Annotated in this window: 23 protein-coding genes; 17 read left to right on the top strand and 6 right to left on the bottom strand. The window is 33.8% G+C overall.

Going from position 1 to position 23,540, the window contains the following annotated elements; genetic code table 11:
- Positions 1–80: 80 nt before the first annotated feature.
- From ACFQ0I_RS12195 to ACFQ0I_RS12205, 3 genes are all read left to right on the top strand, one after another.
- Positions 81–1,766 (top strand): M23 family metallopeptidase, encoded by a 1,686-nt coding sequence (locus ACFQ0I_RS12195; protein WP_379942641.1) that lies wholly within the window; start codon positions 81–83, stop codon positions 1,764–1,766.
- Between the two features lie 14 nt (positions 1,767–1,780).
- A complete protein-coding gene (locus ACFQ0I_RS12200) occupies positions 1,781–4,243 on the top strand; it encodes a TonB-dependent receptor (RefSeq protein WP_379942643.1) in 2,463 nt (820 codons plus the stop codon).
- Between the two features lie 76 nt (positions 4,244–4,319).
- The gene (locus tag ACFQ0I_RS12205; RefSeq protein WP_379942645.1) at positions 4,320–5,483 is read left to right on the top strand and encodes an endonuclease/exonuclease/phosphatase family protein; all 1,164 of its coding nucleotides are present in this window, start codon (positions 4,320–4,322) and stop codon (positions 5,481–5,483) included.
- 10 nt (positions 5,484–5,493) lie between these two features.
- Here ACFQ0I_RS12205 and ACFQ0I_RS12210 read toward each other — a convergent pair whose 3' ends face one another.
- Positions 5,494–6,639, bottom strand: coding sequence for a cysteine desulfurase family protein (locus tag ACFQ0I_RS12210; RefSeq protein ID WP_379942647.1), 1,146 nt, complete (start codon positions 6,637–6,639; stop codon positions 5,494–5,496).
- A 139-nt stretch (positions 6,640–6,778) separates the two neighbouring features.
- Here ACFQ0I_RS12210 and ACFQ0I_RS12215 point away from each other — a divergent pair, with 139 nt between their 5' ends.
- Positions 6,779–7,699, top strand: a complete 921-nt coding sequence (locus ACFQ0I_RS12215; RefSeq protein WP_379942649.1) for a hypothetical protein — start codon at positions 6,779–6,781, stop codon at positions 7,697–7,699.
- On the opposite strand, the gene ACFQ0I_RS12220 is transcribed toward ACFQ0I_RS12215, so the two are convergent.
- A complete protein-coding gene (locus ACFQ0I_RS12220; protein ID WP_379942651.1) occupies positions 7,700–8,263 on the bottom strand; it encodes a Smr/MutS family protein in 564 nt (187 codons plus the stop codon).
- The gene (locus tag ACFQ0I_RS12225) at positions 8,263–8,460 is read right to left on the bottom strand and encodes an LPXTG cell wall anchor domain-containing protein (RefSeq protein ID WP_379942653.1); all 198 of its coding nucleotides are present in this window, start codon (positions 8,458–8,460) and stop codon (positions 8,263–8,265) included. Before ACFQ0I_RS12225 ends, ACFQ0I_RS12220 begins: the two co-directional genes overlap by 1 nt.
- Before the next feature lie 242 nt (positions 8,461–8,702).
- Here ACFQ0I_RS12225 and ACFQ0I_RS12230 point away from each other — a divergent pair, with 242 nt between their 5' ends.
- Positions 8,703–8,987, top strand: a complete 285-nt coding sequence (locus ACFQ0I_RS12230) for a DUF2752 domain-containing protein (protein WP_379942655.1) — start codon at positions 8,703–8,705, stop codon at positions 8,985–8,987.
- 14 nt (positions 8,988–9,001) lie between these two features.
- Positions 9,002–9,337, top strand: coding sequence for a CCC motif membrane protein (locus tag ACFQ0I_RS12235; RefSeq protein WP_379942657.1), 336 nt, complete (start codon positions 9,002–9,004; stop codon positions 9,335–9,337).
- Positions 9,338–9,405: 68 nt separating this feature from the next.
- Here ACFQ0I_RS12235 and rocD read toward each other — a convergent pair whose 3' ends face one another.
- Positions 9,406–10,650, bottom strand: a complete 1,245-nt coding sequence (rocD, locus tag ACFQ0I_RS12240) for an ornithine--oxo-acid transaminase (RefSeq protein ID WP_379942659.1) — start codon at positions 10,648–10,650, stop codon at positions 9,406–9,408.
- 216 nt (positions 10,651–10,866) lie between these two features.
- Here rocD and rlmD point away from each other — a divergent pair, with 216 nt between their 5' ends.
- The 3 genes from rlmD to ACFQ0I_RS12255 all read left to right on the top strand — a co-directional run bounded on the left by rlmD (position 10,867) and on the right by ACFQ0I_RS12255 (position 13,692).
- Positions 10,867–12,276 carry a 23S rRNA (uracil(1939)-C(5))-methyltransferase RlmD gene (gene rlmD, locus ACFQ0I_RS12245; RefSeq protein WP_379942661.1) on the top strand — a complete coding sequence of 470 codons (1,410 nt, stop codon included), beginning with the start codon at positions 10,867–10,869 and terminating at the stop codon, positions 12,274–12,276.
- 173 nt (positions 12,277–12,449) lie between these two features.
- The gene (locus ACFQ0I_RS12250; protein ID WP_379942663.1) at positions 12,450–12,995 is read left to right on the top strand and encodes a DUF6452 family protein; all 546 of its coding nucleotides are present in this window, start codon (positions 12,450–12,452) and stop codon (positions 12,993–12,995) included.
- Entirely contained in the window at positions 12,961–13,692 is a 732-nt protein-coding gene (locus ACFQ0I_RS12255; protein ID WP_379942665.1) for a DUF6048 family protein, read from the top strand. The genes ACFQ0I_RS12250 and ACFQ0I_RS12255 overlap by 35 nt, the downstream gene beginning before the upstream one ends.
- A gap of 7 nt (positions 13,693–13,699) precedes the next feature.
- Here the strand turns inward: ACFQ0I_RS12255 and ACFQ0I_RS12260 are convergent, their stop codons facing one another.
- Positions 13,700–15,223 (bottom strand): hypothetical protein, encoded by a 1,524-nt coding sequence (locus tag ACFQ0I_RS12260; protein WP_379942667.1) that lies wholly within the window; start codon positions 15,221–15,223, stop codon positions 13,700–13,702.
- Positions 15,224–15,354: 131 nt separating this feature from the next.
- On the opposite strand from ACFQ0I_RS12260, the gene ACFQ0I_RS12265 reads away from it, so the two are divergent.
- Together ACFQ0I_RS12265 and ACFQ0I_RS12270 are read left to right on the top strand one after the other, a co-directional pair.
- Complete coding sequence (locus tag ACFQ0I_RS12265) at positions 15,355–16,242, top strand: carbon-nitrogen hydrolase (RefSeq protein ID WP_379942669.1); 888 nt, start codon at positions 15,355–15,357, stop codon at positions 16,240–16,242.
- 148 nt (positions 16,243–16,390) lie between these two features.
- The gene (locus ACFQ0I_RS12270) at positions 16,391–17,428 is read left to right on the top strand and encodes an agmatine deiminase family protein (protein WP_379942671.1); all 1,038 of its coding nucleotides are present in this window, start codon (positions 16,391–16,393) and stop codon (positions 17,426–17,428) included.
- Positions 17,429–17,467: 39 nt separating this feature from the next.
- On the opposite strand, the gene ACFQ0I_RS12275 is transcribed toward ACFQ0I_RS12270, so the two are convergent.
- A complete protein-coding gene (locus ACFQ0I_RS12275; protein ID WP_379942673.1) occupies positions 17,468–18,523 on the bottom strand; it encodes a ThuA domain-containing protein in 1,056 nt (351 codons plus the stop codon).
- Between the two features lie 304 nt (positions 18,524–18,827).
- On the opposite strand from ACFQ0I_RS12275, the gene ACFQ0I_RS12280 reads away from it, so the two are divergent.
- The 6 genes from ACFQ0I_RS12280 (at position 18,828) to ACFQ0I_RS12305 (ending at position 23,280) form a co-directional block, all read left to right on the top strand.
- Positions 18,828–19,532, top strand: a complete 705-nt coding sequence (locus tag ACFQ0I_RS12280; RefSeq protein ID WP_379942675.1) for a redoxin domain-containing protein — start codon at positions 18,828–18,830, stop codon at positions 19,530–19,532.
- A 141-nt stretch (positions 19,533–19,673) separates the two neighbouring features.
- Complete coding sequence (locus ACFQ0I_RS12285; RefSeq protein ID WP_379942677.1) at positions 19,674–20,327, top strand: Yip1 family protein; 654 nt, start codon at positions 19,674–19,676, stop codon at positions 20,325–20,327.
- A gap of 215 nt (positions 20,328–20,542) precedes the next feature.
- The gene (locus ACFQ0I_RS12290) at positions 20,543–21,337 is read left to right on the top strand and encodes a cation transporter (protein WP_379942679.1); all 795 of its coding nucleotides are present in this window, start codon (positions 20,543–20,545) and stop codon (positions 21,335–21,337) included.
- Positions 21,337–21,921, top strand: coding sequence for a methyltransferase family protein (locus ACFQ0I_RS12295; RefSeq protein ID WP_379942681.1), 585 nt, complete (start codon positions 21,337–21,339; stop codon positions 21,919–21,921). Before ACFQ0I_RS12290 ends, ACFQ0I_RS12295 begins: the two co-directional genes overlap by 1 nt.
- Positions 21,922–22,086: 165 nt before the next feature.
- Positions 22,087–22,650 (top strand): TetR/AcrR family transcriptional regulator, encoded by a 564-nt coding sequence (locus ACFQ0I_RS12300; protein ID WP_379942683.1) that lies wholly within the window; start codon positions 22,087–22,089, stop codon positions 22,648–22,650.
- 72 nt (positions 22,651–22,722) lie between these two features.
- Complete coding sequence (locus ACFQ0I_RS12305; protein ID WP_379942685.1) at positions 22,723–23,280, top strand: carboxymuconolactone decarboxylase family protein; 558 nt, start codon at positions 22,723–22,725, stop codon at positions 23,278–23,280.
- The last annotated feature ends 260 nt before the right edge of the window (positions 23,281–23,540 follow it).

Here is a 23,540-nt window from a genome sequence, read left to right on the forward strand (position 1 = left end):
AATCAAGACAATGCATCATTTTTATTCTATTCCTTTGCACATTCACATCTAATTAATATTTTAGCAACAACTACTTACATATGCGAATTATCTTCTTTTTAATTTTAACGGCCTCACTATTTTCTAATGCTCAAAATAATTATCCTCAGGATTATTTTAGCAATCCTTTAGAAATTCCACTTATTCTATCTGGAAACTTTGGTGAGTTACGTTCTAATCATTTTCATTCTGGATTAGATATTAAAACACAACAGCGCGAAGGCTTAAAAGTTGTAGCCTGCGCCGATGGCTTTGTAAGTAGAATTAAAGTGTCTCACTTTGGGTTTGGAAAGGCATTATATATTACCCACCCAAACGGATACACAACAGTGTATGGGCATTTGCAAGAGTTTTCTCCAGAAATTGAGGCCTATGTTAAAAAACACCAATACGAAAAAGAGTCTTTCGAAATTGAATTGTTTCCAAGCGCAGAAACGCTACCTGTTACTAAACAAAGTCTTGTAGCTTACAGTGGTAATACGGGAGGTTCTGGTGGGCCGCATTTACACTTCGAAATTCGTGATAAAAAAGAATACCCCATCAACCCAATGCTTTTTGGAATTTATATAAAAGACACCACAAAACCCGTTGTTAATTCGCTTTACGCATATGTTTTAGATGAGAATTCGTTTGTAAACAAATCTAACTCAAAACAAAAACTGAGGCTTATCCCTCAAAAAAGTGGCGATTATATTGCCGAAAGCATTCAAGCTATTGGCAAAATTGGCTTAGGAATTGAAGCTACCGACCGACAAGATTTAGCGGCAAATTCTAACGGTGTGTATAACATCCAGACCTTTGTTAATGGCAACCAGAATTTTGAAGTTGATTTTAGTACGTTTTCATTCGATGAAAGCAATTGCATCAATCAGTATATTGATTACGAACATTATGCATCCAGCAGACATCGTATTCAAAAATTATTTAAAAAGAACAACCCTTTAAGTATTCTAAAACCAACTTTAAATGATGGCATCTTATCTATTGAAGATAACACGAATTCTGTTTACAAAATTCGCCTGTCGGATTTTAAAAACAACGAAACGTGGGTTACTTTAAACATTAAAGGTACCAGCAGTAGTATTTCTATACCCGAAGCTAAAAAAACAACCCCTTATTTTATTAATGCAAACCATACCAATAATTTAAAATCTGGTAAAGTATCTGTCGATTTTTATCCTGAAACATTTTTTGAAGATTTTTATATCGATTTTGATGTTACTAACGATGTGCTAACATTACACGACGACACCGTTCCGGTAAGGAAATATTTCAGCATAAATTACGATGTAAACAACTATAACGATGCCGACAAAGACAAATTATTTATTGCCAGACTTGTGGGGTATAAAAACTATCCGCTGTATACAAGCACAAAAAGAAATGGCGATGTTTTAACTGCCAGCACTAAAACTTTAGGCAAATACGCCCTTTATTCCGATAGGGAAAATCCAACCATTGCCCCATTAAACTTTAAAGACGGCCAGTGGTTAAGCAATTTTAGATATTTAAAAGTTAAAATTGACGACAACCTTTCTGGAATTTCAAATTATCGCGCCACGGTGAATGATAAATGGATTTTAATGGAATACGAATACAAAACAAAAACATTGACTTACGATTTTAATGATAATATTGTAACAGAGGGTAAGAATAATTTCAAACTAATTGTAACCGATAATGTTGGAAATAGTTCTACTTTTGAAGCATTATTTTACAGAAAATAAAATTTTACATCCCTTTGAAAACAAGATTCTTTGTATTTGCATTATTTTTTTTATCGATAATCGTTACAGGTTACTCACAAACAGCTACCATTCGAGGTATTATTTTAGACGAGAACAACACGCCTGTTGCCAACGTAAATATTAAAGCCGACAATAAAGGCACCGAATCTAACAACAACGGTTTTTATATTTTAGAAATTCCCGCAAACAAAGCTGTTAGCATAGAATTTACACATATTTCACACAAAAAAGTGGTAAGTGTTTTTAATTTAAAAAATGCTGAGGATTATGAATTTAATCCTGTGATGAGCACTTCCGTCGAGCAAATTGCTACCGTAATTGTTACCAACAAACGCCAAAGAGATATTGAAGGTGTTATTACCTTAAAACCTGAAACCATTCGTAAAATTCCAGGTGCTAATGCTGGTGTTGAAAATTTGCTTTTAACCTTACCGGGAGTAAATAATAACAACGAATTAAGTACGCAATATTCGGTTCGTGGTGGTAATTACGATGAAAACTTAGTTTATGTAAACGATATTGAAGTGTATCGGCCGTTTTTAATACGCTCGGGACAGCAGGAAGGTTTAAGTTTTGTGAATACCGATATGGTTCAAAACGTCGATTTTTCTGCGGGCGGATTTCAAGCCAAATACGGCGATAAACTTTCATCTGTACTCGATATCACCTACAAAACTCCATATGCATTTGAAGCCAACGCCGATTTAAGTTTGCTGGGAGGAAGTCTTTCATTAGAAAATATGAGTAAAGACACCAAATTTTCCGGCATAGTGGGTTTACGTTATCGAGACAACAGTTTATTGGTAAATGCACAGGAAACCGAAACCAATTTTAAACCCACATTTGCAGATGCGCAGGCTTATTTTACTTATAAGTTTACATCTAAATTTCACTTAAGTTTTTTAGGCAATGCCTCTATTAATAAATACAATTACCAACCCCAAACACGACAAACAAATTTTGGCACCTTAAGCGAGCCCATAGCGCTTTTAGTTTTTTACGAAGGACAAGAAAAAGATGCTTATCAAACCTATTTTGGCGCTTTTAAAGGCACTTATTTTGTAAATGACGATTTAACTTTAAAGCTTATTACCTCCAGATACTATACTACCGAAGAAGAGTATTTTGATATTTTAGCGCAATACAGATTAGGCGAAGTCAACTCTAGTATTGGTGATGAAAATCTGGGTGAAGTTGAATACAGCGAAGGTGTTGGCAGCCAATTAAATCATGGTAGAAATGATTTAGACGCCCTCATTACCAACATTGAACATAAAGGCGATTTTAAAATTAGAGACAACCGTTTTGAATGGTCTTTAAAATATACGAATGAAGATATTCGCGACCGACTGATTGAATGGGAGGTTATCGATTCTGCTGGTTTTTCTATCAGGCCACCTAAAACAATTCCCGTTAACGAGCAACCTTATGTGCCTTATAATGGCCCACTAGAACCTTATAACAACGTTCGGGCGACTAACAACACACAAATTAACAGATTACAGGCTTACGCCCAATGGAGCAAACGTGCTACCTTAGGGAATAGTGATGTTTGGTATAATGCAGGGGTTCGTGCTCACAACTGGTCGGTTAGCGGCGATGGCATTTCATCGTCCAACCAAACGGTATTTAGTCCGCGTGCTCAATTCGCCATTAAACCCTATTGGGAAAAAGACATGTTGTTTAGAATTGCAGCGGGTTTATATTATCAACCACCGTTTTACAGAGAACTTCGCGATGCGGATGGCGTTGTTCAACCCGATGTTAAAGCACAACAATCCTTTCATCTGGTTTTAGGCAATGATTACAGCTTTAAAATGTGGGAAAGACCTTTTAAATTAACCTCAGAAGCCTATTATAAAAATCTCTCCGATGTTAATCCGTATACCTTAGAAAATGTGCGTATTCGTTACGCCGCCAACAACAACGCCAAAGCCTATGCTTACGGATTAGACATGCGCTTAAATGGTGAATTCGTTCCTGGAACCGAATCCTGGTTTAGTTTCGGATATTTAAAAACAGAAGAAAACATCGATAATAAAGGCTATATTTCTAGACCAACAGACCAACGCTTAAAATTTGCTGCCTTATTTCAAGATTATGTGCCAAATATGCCTCACATGAAAATGTATTTAAATTTGGTTTACAATACGGGCTTACCGGGAGGCTCACCTAGTTATGCCGACCCATATGAATACCAAAACAGGTTGCCTGCTTATAAACGTGCCGATTTAGGACTACAGTTTGTATTAGTAGATGCTAACAAACAATTTAAATCTGGCTGGAAAAAACAATTTAAAGAATTATCATTCGGGTTCGAAATTTATAACATGTTCGATGCGCAAAACTCCATTACCAATACATGGGTAAGAGATGTTTACTCAAAACGTCAATATGCCATCCCTAATTATTTAACGCCCAGAGTTTTTAACATAAGAACTACCATGAAGTTTTAAGCTTAAAAATTGGGTTATGCCAATTATATATTTTAACTTTATTAGTTACCAAAAACGCAGCCTACGCTTCATAAAAATGAAATCGGTTTTTAGTTTTATTTACGTCTTCTTCATCTGTTTATTTTTAAATGCGCAATCTTTTGAAAATTTAACCTTTGGATCTGAAGATACCTTTGAAGTGATGACCTGGAACCTTGAGAATTTTCCAAAAAACAGCACGACCACCATCAATTATGTCACTCAAATAGTTGAAGCGTTAGATATCGATTTAATAGCCATTCAAGAAATAAGCGATGAAGCTTCCTTTCAACAATTAGTCAGCAATTTACCTGATTATTATGGTTATTTAGAATCAACTTATTATGATGGGTTGGCGTTATTGTACAAATCTGATGCCACCAGAATCAATAATATTTACAGAATATTTAATACAACTGCTTATTGGAATGCATTTCCTAGAGCGCCTATGGTTATTGATTTAACTTACAATAGCCAGCAGATTTATATCATTAATAATCATTTAAAATGTTGTGGCGATGGTGTTTTAAATCTTAGTAATTCGAATGATGAAGAAACCAGACGGTACGAAGCCATGAATTTATTAAAAACCTACATTGATACCAATCTACCAAATGAAAATGTGATTGTTGTAGGCGATTTAAACGATGTATTAACCGATGCTGAAAGCAACAACGTGTTTCAAAATGTACTAGACGACGCTACTAATTACCTGTTTTCAGATTTTGACATTGCACAAGGAAGCAGTGCAGATTGGTCGTATCCGTCATGGCCTTCTCACTTAGATCATATTTTAATTACCAACGAATTGTTTTATGCCTTTAACTTAAGTAGTTCTAAAATTCAGGTTATTAAAATAGATGAATCATTATCTGGAGGTTGGGATGAATACGATGAAAATGTTTCGGACCATCGACCTGTGGCCTTGAAACTTACTATCAATTCAAATTTAGGTTTACAACATACGGTGACAAATAGTTTGCGATTTACTTCGTACCCAAATCCTGCAAGCAGCAATATGGTATTTAACTTTAATCCTTCACAAACAAATACACACATTCAAATTGTGGATATTATGGGACATTTGGTGTATTCGAAAAACTTGACGAACGGACAATCTAAAGTAGTGTTTAACGTAGAAAGTTTATCAAATGGTATTTATGTTGCTAAGTTAAGCTCAGCAAATAACACGGCGACCATAAAAGTTGTTGTTTCAAGATAAAAATTAGGTACTAATCGCACATTTCTTTAAGTACACTTATCACATAATCTATGTCTTCGGTAGTGTTATAAATGCTAAAAGAAAAACGGAGCGATGGTTTTTTCAAATCGTCATCATTCAAAATTTCAAACAACACATGCGATACTTGGTTGCTTCCACTTTGGCAAGCACTTCCTTTAGAGCAAGCGATTCCTTTTAAATCTAATTGAAATAAAATCATAGCCGCTTTACTTGCAGGTATTGGCAACCGTACATTTACCATGGTGTAGCTGCTTGATTCTAAATTTTCGGAAGCACCATTAAAAAACACATTAGGAATGTTGTTTTTAATCTTTTCAATAAAATACTGCTTCAGTCCTTTTATGTATTCCGTTTCCTTTTCTAGATTTTCATAGGCCAGTTTTAAAGCCACTTCAAGACCTACAATATTGTGAATACTTTCGGTACCTGCACGTAAACCACGTTCCTGTTCGCCACCAAAAATAATAGGTTTTAAGCCAGAATTCTTTCTAATAAATGCAAACCCAACACCTTTTGGACCATGAAACTTATGTGCCGAGGCTGCTAAAAAATCCACTTGTATCTCTTGTAAATCCAACTTATAATGCCCAACCGATTGCACTGCATCGGTATGGATGAAAGCACCATAAGTTTTGCACATTATTGCAACTTGTTCGATATTTAATAGGTTGCCAATTTCATTGTTAATATGCATTAAACTAACAAGTTGTTTTTTATTAGAATTCGCCAATAAGCTTTCTAATTGGGCAGTATTGATGCTTCCATCTGCTTCCAATTTTAAATACTGAACACTTAAATTGTATTCTTTCTGTAACTGTTCGAGGGTATTTAAAACTGCGTGATGTTCTATTTTGGTGGTGATAATTTCCTCGACCCCTAAATCTCTAACGGCGCTTCGCAATATTAAATTATCGGCTTCGGTGCCACCAGAGGTAAAAACAATTTCACCCGCAGAAACATTTAAGTAACTCGCAATGGCTTTTCTCGATTTTTCGATAATTGCTTTAGCCGACCTCCCAAAACTGTGTGACGAAGAGGCGTTGCCAAAATTAGAATGCATTACTGCTGCCATAGCAGTTATTACTTCTTCTCGAATGGCTGTAGTTGCCGCATTATCTAAATACACCTGTTTCATTTGCTTAAAAATTTAAAAAGTGTCATTAACAAATTAGGCACCTTTCAAGTTTCAAAAGTAAATAGAATAAAATTATTATTAATAACCCACGTTATAATTAACAATTCCTTTATTTTTGTCCAAATAAAACCCAAACCTAATGCGAAAGTTATATTTAGTTCTATTACCAATTTGTTTATTGAGTTTTTATACGTGCAACGATGGTGATATTATTACAGTAGAATTTGATTTTGATGATACCTTTAGCGTTTGCAGCGGAACAGATGCATTAGTTTTTTACAAAACAAAAGACGACCCCTCAGAATCATTATCTATAAAAATAGCGTCTTTAAGTCTGGCAGATATTCTTGCTGTTGGTGATGATAATATCTATGAAGAAGATTTTTCACTTAGTTCCACAAATCCATTTAATTATAGAACCTACAGTAACAGCTCTTTACCCACTTCTGGGTTGTTTTGTAGTGAAATACCTTTATCTTCTGTAAAAATCACTAAGGATATTGAAAGTACTAGTGGAACGGTAAAAATAAAAACGGTTTTAACGGAAGATGATAATGATGGTATACCGGCAGCGTTAGAAGACATTAATGGCAATGGTAATTTAGACGATGATGATACCGATGGTGATGGCATTCCAAATTATTTAGATGTTGATGATGATGGAGACAACGTACTTACCATTAACGAAAAACCAGACCCAGACGGTGATGGCAACCTTAGTGATGCCTTGGATACAGATGGTGATGGTATCCCAAATTATTTAGACAATGATGATGACAATGATGGTGTTTTAACCCGCGATGAAGAAAACGAATCTCAAGACCAAAACCCGTCGAACGATATTACCAATTCCTTAATTGGAGCCGATTATTTAAACCCAGCCATTGCAACTAAAGTAACGGCAACTAAATACAGAGAACATACTATTTACCAAACCTATGTTGTAACGCTTACCGTTTCTAATTTCGACTTACAAATAATTTCGTTGGATGTATTTGATTTTGGGACGTTAGAAAACAGTGCCTTATCTACAAGTCGAAAATTAACCCCTACTTTTTAATTAGGCATTAGAAACATTCTGGTAAATATAAACTTCGGTGGCTCCAACACCATATTTTTGGTAATTGGCGTCGTAGAATTTTACATTATTATAGCGACCAAATAAATATTCTAATTCTACTTTTAAAACGCCTTCGCCTACCCCATGAATAAATACTATTTTTTGAATGCGTTTAGAAATGGCAAATTCTAGTTGACGTTTGGCGGTTTCTAATTGTAGTGTAAGCATGTCGTGATTAGACATGTTTTTTGAAGATTTAACCAACTGATGGATGTGTAAATCTACTTCCATGGTGGGCTCGTAACGGTCTTTTGCCCTAACTTTTGGCTGTTTTCTTTTTTTTGATTGTTCCTTTTCTTGAAGCGCCAAATTTATAGTGGCACGCGATAACATATCTTCTTTAAGCACATTTTTGGAGCTTTTTTTAACTAATTCCTCGCTCTCAAAATCTAATAAAAAACCATCGGTTGTTTCGATAGAAATCGTATTTCCTACAATTTTTTTAACAACGCCCGTTATGGCTTCATCTAACACTAAAACAGTATCACCTACAGTAAAAATCATTACATCTCATTTTCATTATTATCATATCTACGCTCATCTGTATCTCTGCTAGGAATTGTTTTAGAAATTCTATAAATACCAGCCATCAACATCATAATACCACCTATTAAAATATATTGATTTTGTTCTGTACCCGTTTTGGCATAAATGGCCACCACGGCGCCTGCTAAAATTAATATATAGTTTATGTATTTCATTCTATGAATTTTTGTTTAAGGCTATAAAATTACACTAAAAATTAGAGTTATGTCATGTATTCAAAAATCTATTTTGATTAAAATTTCAAATCCATTGAGGTTATGAGTGACGTCAGAAATAATTCTAAACAATTATAAGTCATTATACAAAACAATATAAAATCAATTAAAAAAATAAGACTCATAATTAATCATTTTTCGCACAAAATTTTTATAAATTTGAAAATCATCTAATTTACAAAATGCAGTCTACAGACTCTTACATGCTTCCTTGCTTAAACAAAAAACTTTTTGGTTTTGAGTGTATGGGCTGTGGTATGCAACGGTCTGTTAGTCTACTATTTCATGGCGATTTTATTGCGGCTTTTAAAATGTACCCTGCTATTTTTACTATAATTCCGCTGGCTATAGTGATTATTGTATCCTTATTTATCAAATTTAAATACGCCTCAAAAATTATAAACTATTTGGCTATTGCCACAGTAGCCATCATTATTATCAGTTTTATTATCAAAAAAATTTACTAACCAAAATCTTAAAAATGAAAAAACAACTCAACACAACTTTAATCTATGTTTTATCTATTATTGGCCTGTTTTGCTGCTGCTTCGGTGGCTTAGGTGTGTTTCTTTCTGGACCAGCCTATTACATCGCTTCGAACAAAGTTAAAGACGCTCAATTAAATCCTGATGATTATGAAGGCGACTTAAACGCTATGAATACCGCTAAAACAGTTGCTTTAATTATAACTATTATTTGTGGAATAACACTGCTTTATAATATTTACGATTTATCGACTGGTGGCTGGGAAAGAAGACAGGAATTCATGAATGAATTTATGAAAGGTTTTAACGAAGGTGTCAATAATGCTAATTAACTAAAGGCAAAAATATTTTTCATAAAAAAAGCGACCAAATGGTCGCTTTTTTTTTATGCTTTTAAAGCTTATTTTTCAAATTGTTTAAGCGTTTTAGTTATAATGTGTACGCAGTCTAACAACTGTTCTTTATTCATTACTAAAGGCGGTGCAAACCGAATAATATTACCATGTGTTGGTTTTGCTAACAAGCCATTATCGCGTAAGGCTAGGCAAATATTCCAAGCCGTATCGCTTTCTTCGGTATCGTTAATAACAATAGCATTAAGCAAGCCTTTACCTCTTACTAAACTAACAATCGTACTTGTTTCAATATACTTATTTAACTCACTTCTAAAAAGTTCACCCAGCATATGGGCATTGTCGGCAAGATTTTCGTCTCTAACAACTTCTAGAGCAGCAATCGCCACCGCTGCTGCTACAGGATTTCCGCCAAATGTACTACCATGATTTCCAGGTTTTATAACATTCATAATGGCATTATTGGCAAAAACGGCCGACACAGGATATACCCCTCCACTTATGGCTTTTCCTAATACTAAAATGTCTGGTTTTACATATTCATGGTCTACCGCTAAAAGTTTACCCGTACGCGCAATTCCTGTTTGTACTTCGTCTGCAATAAATAAGACATTATATTTTTCACACAATAATTTTGCCTTGGCTAAATACCCTTCTTGTGGTACATAAACACCCGCTTCGCCTTGAATGGGTTCTACTAAAAATCCTGCTACATTCGGATTATTTTTTAAAGCAGACTCTAAAGCTTCTAAATTATCATATTCAATTTTTATAAACCCTTTGGTGAATGGTCCAAAATTTTTACGCGCTACCGGATCGTTTGAAAATGAAATTATCGTAGTTGTTCTTCCATGAAAATTGTTTTCACAAACAATGATTTCTGCTTCATTTTCATCAATCCCTTTTACTTCGTACGCCCATTTTCTACATATTTTCAACGCAGTTTCCACGGCTTCGGCACCCGTATTCATTGGTAGCAGCTTATCGTAACCAAAATACTCGCATGCAAATTGTTCGTACTTCCCAAGCATATCGTTAAAAAATGCGCGCGATGTTAAGGTTAAAGTTTGTGCCTGTTGCACCATGGCATTAACAATTTTTGGGTGACAGTGTCCTTGGTTTACAGCCGAATAGGCCGATAAAAAATCGTAATATTGCTTTCCTTCAATATCCCACACATAAACGCCTTCTCCCCTGTTTAATACAACAGGTAGTGGATGGTAATTATGTGCACCATATTTGTTCTCTAATGCAATGGTTTGTTGTGGTGTTAAGTGTTCTAAAACAGCCATTTTAATGAAATTTAAATTGATAAAATAACCATTCCTTCTGTACCTTTATTCTTTCGATCTTCTCGAAAAAGCAGCGTGGGAGAGAAATCATCCCCGGATAGACCTGCAAGTTACTAAATATTAGTTGCTAAATAAAATTTTTTATAATTCTGTAATAAGGTCAAAATTCAGAATTTAGATTTCAGAATTCAGAATTCGTTTCATTACTTTTGCAGCATGTCAAAAAGAACAAAAAAGCAAGTATTTACAAACGTTGAAGTTTTAGATGCAGGAGCCAAAGGAAAAACAATAGCCAAAGCACCCGATGGAAAGGTTATTTTTCTGCCAAATGCCGTACCAGGCGATGTTGTAGATGTACAAACATTTAAAGCGCGTAAAGCGTATTACGATGGTAAAGCAACCGTTTTTCATAAATTATCCGATAAACGCACAACACCTGTTTGCGAGCATTTTAATGTGTGTGGTGGTTGTAAATGGCAGGATATGGGTTATGAACACCAGCTATTTTACAAACAAAAAGAAGTCACCAACAATTTAACGCGTATTGGACATATAGATCTTCCTGAAATTACTCCAATTTTAGGCGCCGCTAAACCCTATTTTTACAGAAATAAAATGGAGTTTTCGTTTAGCGATAGCCGTTGGTTAACGCAAGAAGAGGTGGAATCTGATGCCGATTTGGGCGATAGAAATGCCTTAGGGTTTCATATTCCAGGTATGTGGGATAAAATTCTTGACATAAAAAAATGTCATTTACAGGAAGATCCATCAAACGCTATAAGAAATGCGGTAAAGCAGTTTGCACTTGATAATAAGTTTGAATTCTTCAACACGCGCAACCAGACAGGATTGTTACGTACTATGATGATTCGTACTTCAAGTACAGGAGATATTATGGTGGTAATTCAATTCTTTAAAGAAGATGAAGCGAAACGCATGTTGTTGTTAGACTTTCTTGCTGAAACATTTCCGCAGATAACCTCACTACAATACATTATAAACAGTAAAGCGAACGATACCATTTACGATCAAGAAGTGATTTGCTATAAAGGCGAAGACCACATTTTTGAAGAAATGGAAGGTTTAAAATTTAAAATTAATGCCAAGTCGTTTTATCAAACCAATTCCGACCAAGCATTTGAATTATATAAAATAACCAGAGCTTTCGCGGGTTTAAAAGGAGATGAGTTGGTGTATGATTTATATACAGGCACAGGTACCATTGCACAATTTGTTGCAAAACAAGCCAAAAAAGTAATTGGAGTTGAATCGGTTCCTGACGCCATTACCGCTGCCAAAGAAAATGCACAATTAAACAACATTAATAACGTTGAGTTCTTTGTGGGCGATATGAAATTAGTGTTTAATGATGCTTTTATAGCTAAAAATGGTCAGCCAGATGTCATTATAACCGATCCGCCACGCGACGGCATGCACAAAGATGTTGTACAACAAATATTAAACATCGCACCTAAAAAAGTGGTGTATGTTAGTTGTAATAGTGCTACCCAGGCGAGAGATTTAGAGTTAATGGATGCCATGTATAAGGTAACTAAAACACAAGCGGTGGATATGTTTCCGCAAACGTTTCATGTTGAGAATGTGGTGTTGTTAGAAAGAAGATGATTTAGATTGTTAGATTATTAGATTGTTAGATTTTTAGATTCTTAGATTCTTAGATTTTTAGATTTTTAGATTTTTAGATTTTTAGATTTTTAGATTTTTAGAACATAACAAATAAACAGTTAAACAGTTAAACGCATAAACGCATAAACAAATAAACTCAAAAAAGGAGATTTATGAAAAAAACAGGTTTCATTTTAATTCTACTTACCCTGGTTGGAATTGGAATCAATATAAGTTGTGAAAGCGATGATATTTGCGCATCAAGCACGTCTACAACACCCAGTTTAATTATTGATGCTTACGATGTATCGGATACAGAAGAAGCAAAAAGTATTACTAATTTGGTAGTAATTGGTGATGGCAATGATACGGTTTTGTCTGGTTATAACATCGAAGATGTTACTCAAATTGTATTACCATTAAAAACAGATAGTAATGTAACGCGATACACACTTATAAAAGAAGCTTCTGTAAATGATAACGGAACACCAGATAATTCCAGCGACGATTATTATGACGGCAATCAGGATGTAATCACCATAAGTTACAGCAGAGAAAATGTTTATGTATCGCGTGCCTGCGGTTACAAAACTATTTTTAATAATGTGACCCTTACCATTGTATCCGATTCAGATAATTGGATAAAATCAAGACAACCTTTAAACGATAACCAATCTGTAGAAGATGAAACAGAAACTCATTTTAACATTTTTCACTAATAGTTTTTTCTTGTTGCTACTGTTTTGGGTGCCTGTTAATGCTCAGAACGATGACGCTGCCAAGGCCACCAAAGATTCCATAAAAATTAAAGAAAAATACGGATTGCGTGTTGGTGGTGATGTTGTTAAACTAACACGTTCGTTCTTTGATGACGCCTATAGCGGCTTCGAAGTTTCGGCCGATTATAGGTTGAAAAAACGTTTATACCTAGCTGGAGAACTTGGTTTTGATGAAAAAAACAATACCACCGATTATCTAGATGTTACCACAACCGGAAGTTACATAAAGGCCGGAATCGATTATAATTTATACCAAAACTGGCTCGATATGGATAATATGATTTATTCTGGTTTTCGAATTGGTGCCAGCACCTTTAACCAAAAACTAAATAGTTACACCGTTTATACAACAGACCAATATTGGTCGCCTCAATATAGCTCGACCGACTTTCAGGAATTTAAAGGTTTAACGGCCATTTGGGGCGAACTTATAATTGGAATAAAAGCGGAGTTATTTAACAACCTCTATCTGGGTTTAAACGCACAACTTAAAATATTAGTGAGTGAAACCGAACCAGATAATTTTGAAAATCTTTATATCCCAGGTTTTAATAAAACATTCGATACAACAGGTATAGGCGTTGGCTTTGGTTACACCCTATCCTATCGCATCCCTCTTTACAAGAAGGATAAATAGTCTAAATCTAATTATTTTTTATAAAATCTTTAGAAAGATTCGGCTTTGCGATTTGAAAAATTATTGGTAACGAATAAGGTGTAGGAATAGCTTCTCCATTTTTATAACCAGGTTTAATAGCTTCAGGAATACTATTTAATATTCTTAAGGCTTCTTGAGCATAAATAGGATTCGAAGCTCTTACTCTTACATCAATTATCTTCCCATCAATATCCACTTTAAATATGCAATAAATCCTATAATCACCAGAAGCAAATAAGCTTGTTTTCAGATTTTTATCAAAATTAGACTCAACATATTCTGATATTTTCATAGAAAAACACTTTTTTAATTCATTTGGGGTGCTGGAATCTCCACAACCTTTATATATCGGAAATAGTTTCACTTCAGGTGTTGTACTACATTTAATGGTCTTTATACCGTTTACCTTAGTAATTATTTGATAAGTGTAAAGTTCTAATATACTTTTTGAGTTTATATTTAATTTCTCTTTAGGAACATTTATAAATACCTGAATTATTTTTTTGTTTAAAGATTCAACTTTCGAATTACAGTTAAGATCTATAAACTTCCCTCTATCATCAATACTAAAGCTAACGCTTATACTCTTTCTATTTGAAAGAATATCGGCGGTATCTATTTCATCTTGGGTAAAAAATCGTTTAAAATAATGTGATAATTCATTCTCTGAATTTGGATTTGTAGTTTCCGTATAAAGATTTTCCTCTTCGTGCTTAAAATTTTCAGCATCAATTTGCAACGTAATAATATCTTTAAAAAACTCTCTAGTGGGATTTCCATTTCTTAATGCTGGATTTTTAATTTTCGGAAAAAGGCTTACTACCCTATTTAATTCAACAGTCAAATTATCTGTTGGTGCTTTACAATTCACATTTATAATATTACCCGATTCATCAATATGAAATTTAGTTTCCAACTTTATTCGACCCAAAATCCCTGATTCTTCAATTTCTTCAAGCGATATGGTATTTATTATATGCTCCTCCAATCTACTACTCAAACATTTCCTTAAGTCGTTATTGGTAGCAGATGCTTCACAACCTTCAGCAATAGCGTATATATCGCAAATAATATTTGAACTACAATTAATTATATTTTTCCCATCTTCTCTTGATATTATTTGCAAAAAATAAGCGCAATTAGTGTACTCTTTAGGGATATTTAAATCTTCAATGGGATATCTTATAAAAATATCTTCTATCATTTTATTAAATTCTGAATATTTTGAAGAAACTTTTATATTTACAGGTTCATTATTTTCATCTAAATAAAAAGTCAAAAAAACTCTTTTTTTATGTTCTTCAGATTCATAAAAATCGATTGCTTCCAACATTTTGAAATTAATTCGTTTTTTAAAATAATTTGAAAGTTCATTATCTCGATTTGGTTTCGCATAAAAATCAAACTCTTCGTATTTGTCTTTATATTTGTCTTCAAATTTTAAAGTGTCTTGCTGTGAGTAACCAAAAACACCAATAAACAACACCAAATGAGCTATAATTAATTTCATAAAAAGTAAAATTTTTATTCATTTTGAATTTCGATCAATTTACAAAAATCTTACAAAATCAATCTGAAATATCTTAGAAAGATAAAATATAGAATTTACATATATTTGCATCAAAATATCAACACTTAGTGATGTCTAAAAACACATACAAAATAGCAGTTATTCAGTTAAATTTGAATGACAAACCAGAAAACAATCTCAAAAAATGCATTCAATGGGTAAAAGATGCCGCCAAAAAAGGGGCTGAAGTAATCTCCTTACCCGAATTATATAGCAGTCATTATTTTTGCCAGAGCGAAGATGTGGATAATTTCGCTTTCGCGGAACCTTTATACAGCACATCGTTTAATGCTTTTAGTGCTTTAGCAAAAGAATTAGGCGTGGTTATTATTGTGCCTTTTTTCGAAAAAAGAATGGCAGGTATTTATCATAATAGTGCCTATATTATTGATACCGATGGTTCTGAAGCTGGTTTGTACCGAAAAATGCATATTCCAGACGATCCGCATTTTTACGAAAAATTCTATTTTACCCCTGGCGATATCGGTTTTAAATCGTTCCCAACAAAAAAAGGAAACATTGGCACACTAATTTGCTGGGATCAATGGTATCCTGAAGCGGCGAGATTAACGGCCTTACAAGGTGCCGAAGTTTTGTTCTACCCTACCGCTATTGGTTGGCATCCGCAAGAAAAAGCGCAATATGGTGAAAACCAACAAGGCGCCTGGATGAACGTAATGCGCGGTCATGCGGTAGCCAACGGTATTTACGTAGCTGCAGCTAACCGAATTGGCTTAGAAAAATACCTTCCAGACACCAATGGTATCGAGTTTTGGGGTTCTTCGTTTATCGCAGGTCCGCAAGGTGAAATTTTAGCACAAGCATCGGTTGATACAGAAGAAATTTTAATTGCTGAAGTCGATTTAAGTTTACAAGAAAACGTACGCCAAAACTGGCCGTTTTTGCGCGACAGACGCATTGATAAATATGGTGATATCACAAAAAGAGCTATCGATTAATAACCATTTTTGATATCTTAAAAAAATTATATAAAGTATCATGGTCAGGTCGAGCGCAGTCGAGACCTAATTTATAAGTTATTAAGTTAAATAACCTCTCGACTGCGCTCGAGGAAACAAACAATAGTAATAATTACGAACAATTATAATGAACGATAACTGGATATTTCCTGCCGAATGGGAACAGCAACAAGGTATTTTATTATGTTTTCCGCACAATGGTAATGATTGGCCAGGAAAATACGAAGCGGTACAATGGGCTTTTGTAGAGTTTATTAAAAAAGTCGCTTCGGTGGAAACCGTATTTTTGGTGGTTGCCAACGAAAAACTAAAAACCAAAGTTACAGGCATGCTTGAAATGGCGCATGTAAATCTTAAAAATGTATCGTTTATCATTCATAAAACCAACCGTAGCTGGATGCGCGATTCGGGACCTATTATTGTAAAACAAGGCAGTAAACGAAAAGCGATTAATTTCAACTTTAACGGATGGGCAAAATATACCAATTACCAACTCGATAAACACGTGCCTGCTAAAGTAGCTAACTTTTTAAACATCCCGTTAGAACAAGCGATGTACAATGCCAAACCGTTTATTTTAGAAGGCGGTGCTATAGATGTGAATGGGAAAGGCTCGCTTTTAACCTCTGAAGAATGCTTGCTTCACCCAGACATTCAAGTAAGAAATGCCGGTTTAACCAAAGAAGATTACGAGGCAGCTTTTAGAAGCTATTTGGGTGTTACCAATGTTATTTGGTTGGGTGATGGCATTGTAGGCGATGATACCCACGGCCATATAGACGATTTAGCGCGTTTTGTAAACAACGATACTATTGTGACTGTAGTCGAGTCCGACCCATTTGATGCGAATTACAAACCGCTTCAAGATAATTTAAAACGTTTACAGGCAGCTAAGTTAGAAAACGGCAACAAACCCAAAATAGTAACATTACCAATGCCAATACGTTTAGATTTTGATGGGTTACGTATTCCTGCCAGTTACGCCAACTTTTTAATTTTAAACAAAACGGTTTTAGTACCAACCTTTAATGATGCGAACGACCGTGTGGCACTCAATACTTTAGCAGATTGTTTTCCCGATAGAGACATTATAGGTATTGCGGCAACCGATTTTATTTGGGGCTTTGGTACCTTACATTGTTTGAGTCAGCAAATTCCAGAATAAACAAAACGAATAAATTCGGGCGCTTTAAGGTGCTGCATTTTACTCAGTCCATTTTCTAATACGCACGGCGTCTTTGGTTGGAAAATCAGCAGGTACTTTTTGAGTTACTTTACCTGTTGCTGCCCATTCGGCACCTCTTTGAAATGTGGTAATAAACCCAACACATTCCATAGAATAATCCATATGTCCTAATGTAGAATGGAAGATTTTACCTTTGCCATAAGTAATCGTCATTAATAACGGTTCATGACGTTTGGTAGCCTTTTCGCCTACTTGCGAATAAGATGTGGCTAATACGGTTACATTTTTTGCAGGTCCGCGTAAGCGTTCATACAATTCGTCTTTTGCATGCTTCCACGATAACGGAAGGCCTTTCATTATAGGATGTTCAGGTTCTCTGGTGTCTAACACAAATTCTTGCTGAGCGCCATGCGTACCTGCCTTTCCTTCGGTAGTATCTTTTTGCAAAACTAAGTTCTCGTCATAATACAGGTACGGACCATTTTTTTCATTTCTATTATCCCAGCCACCAATAGCTGTCATTTTATTAAAGTCTTCCCAATCGCCCCAAGCATTGTTGGCAGCATGCACCACTACCAATCCACCACCATTTTTAATATAAGTCTCAAATTTCTTTTTGGTAGCCTCAGGCCAATTTGAAGCCTTCCAACCAAAGTTTGAAATCACGATAGCGTAAGTTTCGAAATTCGGACTATAATCTGGGTCTGGTGTAGGTTCATCGACAGCTATATGTTGTTTTTCAGAGGTTATAGGATATAAGGTTAGGAGGTCTTTAATATCCGCAACACCCAGGGTATTATTATAATGTGGTCCTTGCCAGGTGTAGGTAGTGCGGTCAATATCCACTTCAAACAATCCGGTTTGTTCCAGATAGGCTTTTAGCATAACCGTGGTTTTTAGCCATACGCCATGGCTGTTTTCTCCATCAATAATTAACGCCTTCAGTTTCGGCTTTGGCTTTTGTGCCATAGCGCAGCCTGATAACACACTTATTAAGATAATGGTAGCAACGAGCTTAAAATTTTTAAAACGCAACATGGTTTGATTGTCTTTTAAATTGTAATAAATATACAATAGTTTATAATTGGTGAGCTAAGAACAGTGGAAACCTATCCATTTTTTTCAGGCTTTAATGGACTACATAAATAGTTGCCACTTGGGCAAAACAAAAACATGAGCCAAAGACCTTAAACAATCATAATTAAACCTAGTGGTGCAAACTCTAGTTCTTGATAAATTTTGAAGGAAATTGTTAATAACCAGTAACATTTATTTCTTGTCGTTTTTGACAGAAAATTCTATATTAGCTTGTCGCTTGAAATAAAATATTTAAACGATTTATATTATAACCTTCTCTATTATGCTAAAAATTATTCCCATGAAAAATTTATTAACGATTTTGACACTATTTTTATTTAGTCATCAATTAGTAGCACAAGAATTAAATTCTAATACTTTCACCATCACAAAAGTTGATTCTGAATTCAAAATCGATAAATTATATAATAAGCAAACTGGAAAAAAAATATCAAAGAAGGAATTTGATATTTTGATAGAAAACAACCCTAATTTATCTTTAGAAAGCGTTTATGATAAATATGGCAAAATTATTAAATATTATTACGACTCAAATTCAACTAATAATAATATAAAAAGAAGTGGAAATGCTCAACCTGAAAACGGCAAGATGTTTCCTGATTTTGTGTTAAAAACAATTGATAACAAAAAAATTAGTTTAAATGATTTAAAAGGAAAATTAATTGTCCTAAGATTCGAATTATTTGCAGATAATTTTCGATTTAAAAAAAATGAGATTGTCGAATTAGATACGAAAATAAATGAAACCAATAGAAAATCAGAAATTGAATCGATTATTATTTTTACAACTCCAAAAGAGGAAATATTAAAAGGATTTGATATTAAAAATTCAAATTTTAAACTTGTTCCAAATGGAAGTGGATTTCATAACAGTTGCCATATAACTAGATATCCAACGACAATGATTATTGATAAAAATGGAAATTTAATAGATTCATTTAAGATTATTGATGACATAAATCTAATTGAATTATTAAACAGGTAATACAACTACCAACAATGGGTTTAAAAAATTACTAAATTCAATAAAATAGAACGTTTCTAAAAGATAAAAATTAAAGTTTCAAAATCGCGATTTTTCATATTATAACGATTACAACAACGAATTAACCAAACACAAAATCAAATGAATAGCAAAATAGAAAGTATTAATACGGGTGAAAATTTAACCGAAAAAGAAATATTCACAAAAATATGGACAAAACCTAGAGAAGTTTTTAAGTTTATTAATGACAATCATTATGATAAATATGTGAATATTTTATTAGTTCTTGCTGGAATTTCAAGTGCGTTCGATAGAGCTTCTAAGAGAGATATGGGCGACCGATTGTCAATTTGGGCAATTATAGGTTTGAGCATTTTATTAGGAGGACTTTTAGGTTGGATATCATATTACATTTATGCCGCATTACTAAGTTGGACAGGAAAATGGTTAGATGGGAAAGGTGATACTACCTCTATTTTACGAATCCTTTCATATGCCATGACACCAGTAATAATAACTTTATTGCTACTTATTCCTCAAATTGGAATTTATGGCAACGAACTATTTAAATCGGATGGAGATCTTTCAAGTGCTGGAATCTTGCCAAATATTATTTTTTATAGCTCAATGATTTTTGAGTTAATTTTTAGCTTATGGATTATTGTTTTTTGTGTAATTGGAGTATCAGAAGTTCAAAAGTTTTCCATTGGAAAGTCAATACTAAATTTATTGTTACCTGTTTTGGTTTTTGCTGTCCCTATTATAATACTCGTTTTAATTTTTAAATCAATCTAACGAGTTATCACCCTAAAAACCAGTATTTTTACACTACTTTTTTACGCTATTATTAACTACAATTCGTAAAATAGATTGATTCAATTTATGACAAAAAACTTGTAATGCCCTATAAACTGTTCATAAATTTTATTGTATTTCAATTAAAATAAATAGTAGGTAAGTTTGGCATCTTAAATAAACTTCTCACTTAACACCAAAACCCAACAAACCAAGTGAATAAAACAATATTTGAAATTACTAAAATGGATTGTCCCTCAGAGGAAAATCTTATCCGTATGAAATTAGACGGAATTTCCAGTATTGCGCATTTAGAATTTGATTTACCAAATAGGACATTAACTGTTTTTCATAATGCTGAAAGCGACCGAATTGAAAAGGCTATTATAGAACTGAATTTAGGGGCAAAAAAAGTGTCCACGAAACAGACCGATGAAACAGACTCTATAGAAACTACAAATCAAAAAAAATTACTTTGGTCTTTACTTGCTATTAATTTTTCGTTTTTCATCATTGAAATGACCACAGGATTGATTTCTAAATCTATGGGATTGGTCGCAGATAGTTTAGATATGCTGGCTGATAGTTTTGTGTACGGAATTAGTTTGTTTGCCGTTGGCGGATCTTTGATTAAAAAAAAGCGGATTGCAAAACTTGCCGGGTATTTTCAAATAGCACTTGCCATTATAGGATTTATAGAAGTTTTAAGACGTTTTTTTGGAGACGAGAAACTGCCCGATTTTTCAACCATGATTATCATTTCTATATTTGCACTGGTTGCAAATGGCATTTGCCTTTACCTATTCCAAAAGTCAAAAAGCAAAGAAGAAGTCCACATGAAAGCAAGTATGATTTTCACCTCCAACGATGTAATTATCAATTTAGGGGTTATTACCGCTGGACTTATGGTAAATTGGTTAAACTCTAACAAACCAGACTTAATAATTGGTAGCATCGTTTTTGTTTTGGTCGTTCAAGGCGCTATAAGAATTTTAAAACTAGGAAAATAATGTATCTATTCATCTACATGATAGTTTATTTTTTACTCGTATTCGTAATTCGGTCGGTACTTGTATGGAAGAAAACTGGAATTAATCCGTTTACCTTTAACAAAACCGATGATGCACATAGTTTCAACGGAAAAGTATTTAGCATAATCTCTTTTATAGAATTGATTGTTGTTGGAATTTATGCTTTTAAAAACCATTGGTATGATTATTTACTTCCGTTTTGGTATTTAGAAAATGCCATGGCGCAGAAAATTGGTTGGGGACTTTTAATACTTTCACTCCTATTTGTTTGGATTGCTCAAACACAAATGGCAAATTCGTGGCGCATTGGAATCGATGAAAAAAACAAAACAACATTGGTGACTAGCGGATTTTTTTCAATATCAAGAAACCCCATTTTTCTCGGAATTATGATAGCAAACATTGGGTTGTTTCTTGTAATTCCAAATGCATTTACCCTTTTAATAACGACTTTATCAAGCATTAGCATGAATACCCAAATTAGATTAGAAGAAGAATTCTTAAAGAACGAATTTGGAAAAGAATATATTGAATATGCAAAACGCGTAAGACGATGGATATAATAGCTACACTCTAAAAAAACACCTCTTTTTATTCCATTTTCTAATACCTTGTAACCCTTAGTTTCCTAAAATAGACAATCTAATTACATCGTAAATCCAAATCAAATGTTAAATCTTTTTTTTATTTCTAACCGATTGTTTAGTTTTGTCACGTAATTAGAAATAATGGCAAGAACTAAAGCATATAAAGAAGACGAAGTGATCGAAAAAGCTATGAATTTATTCTGGCGAAACGGTTATGAATCCACTTCAATGCACATGCTTGAAAAAGAAATGGGCATCAATAAATTTTCTATATATGCAAGTTTCGGAAGTAAAAACGGGGTTTTTCTTGAAAGTTTAAAATGCTACAAGCAAAAACTCAACAGCCTAATCACTAAGTTAAAAGCATCCAACGACGGCACTTTGGGAATTAAAAATTATTTCTATGATTTTATTGACTTTACAAAAGAAACAGAATTTGGAAAAGGTTGTTTAATTACCAATACAGCAAATGAAATTGGCGATGAAGCCGACGAACAAATAAAAGTTGCATTAACAGCATTTACCGAAGAAGTAAAACAGGTATTTAAAACAATTTTAAAGCAAGACGCTACTAAAAACCCCGAAACCATTGAGCAAGAAGCAGATTTTTTTATTATAGCTATGTTCGGACTCTCTTCTGCGACGCGCATATTCAATAAAAAACAACTCGATAATTATATAGAAAACATATTTAAAAACAGATAACATTTTTTTTAATCTAAAACTAAACGAATGTTTAGTTATTTAACAATAAGTACATTAATAATAATTAAAATTATGACCACTTTAAAAATTCACAACATCGAAACGGCTCCAGAAGGCAGCAAATCATTATTAGAGCAATCGCTAAAAGCAAACGGTATGATACCAGGTTTACACGGTGTTTTAGCTGGAGCTCCAGAACTATTAGAAGCCTACCAGACCTTACATAAACTCTTTACACAATCGTCTTTCAATAAAGAAGAATTAACCGTAGTTTGGCAAACCATTAATGTAGAACACGAATGTCATTATTGTGTACCAGCACATACAGGTATTGCCCATATGATGAAAGTAGACGCCACTTTAACTGAGGCATTAAGAAATAAAACTGCGATGCCAACCGAAAAATTACAAGCCTTACACAATTTTACCTTAAAGGTGGTTCGTAATCGTGGACAGGTAACCACAGAAGATTTGAACGCATTTTACGCAGCAGGTTATGGCGAACAACAAGTTTTGGAAGTTATTTTAGGCCTATCGCAAAAAGTGATAAGTAATTATACCAATCACATTGCTAACACACCAGTGGATGCACCTTTTCAAAAATTTGCTTGGAAAGCAGAAACAGTATAAATCTAACAAAACAAGATAAGCTCAAACTAAAGGTTTGGGCTTTTTTACTTTTAAAACCAGCTGTTAAAATTAGTAACCACAGTAACCAATTTTTTAAGTTTTGGATGTTAATTCGTAAAAACGTAAAACACAGATTATTGAAATAATCATTCAATATTCACTCTTAAACCCTGCTTCATTTTAATTGTACGCTATACCTGTATTTTTAAGCTTTGTTATATAACGATTGATAACTCTCAAAAATACCTATTTCTTTTCTT

Origin of the sequence: Mariniflexile aquimaris, assembly GCF_042676825.1 — a bacterium.
Taxonomy (GTDB): Bacteria; Bacteroidota; Bacteroidia; order Flavobacteriales; family Flavobacteriaceae; genus Mariniflexile; species Mariniflexile aquimaris.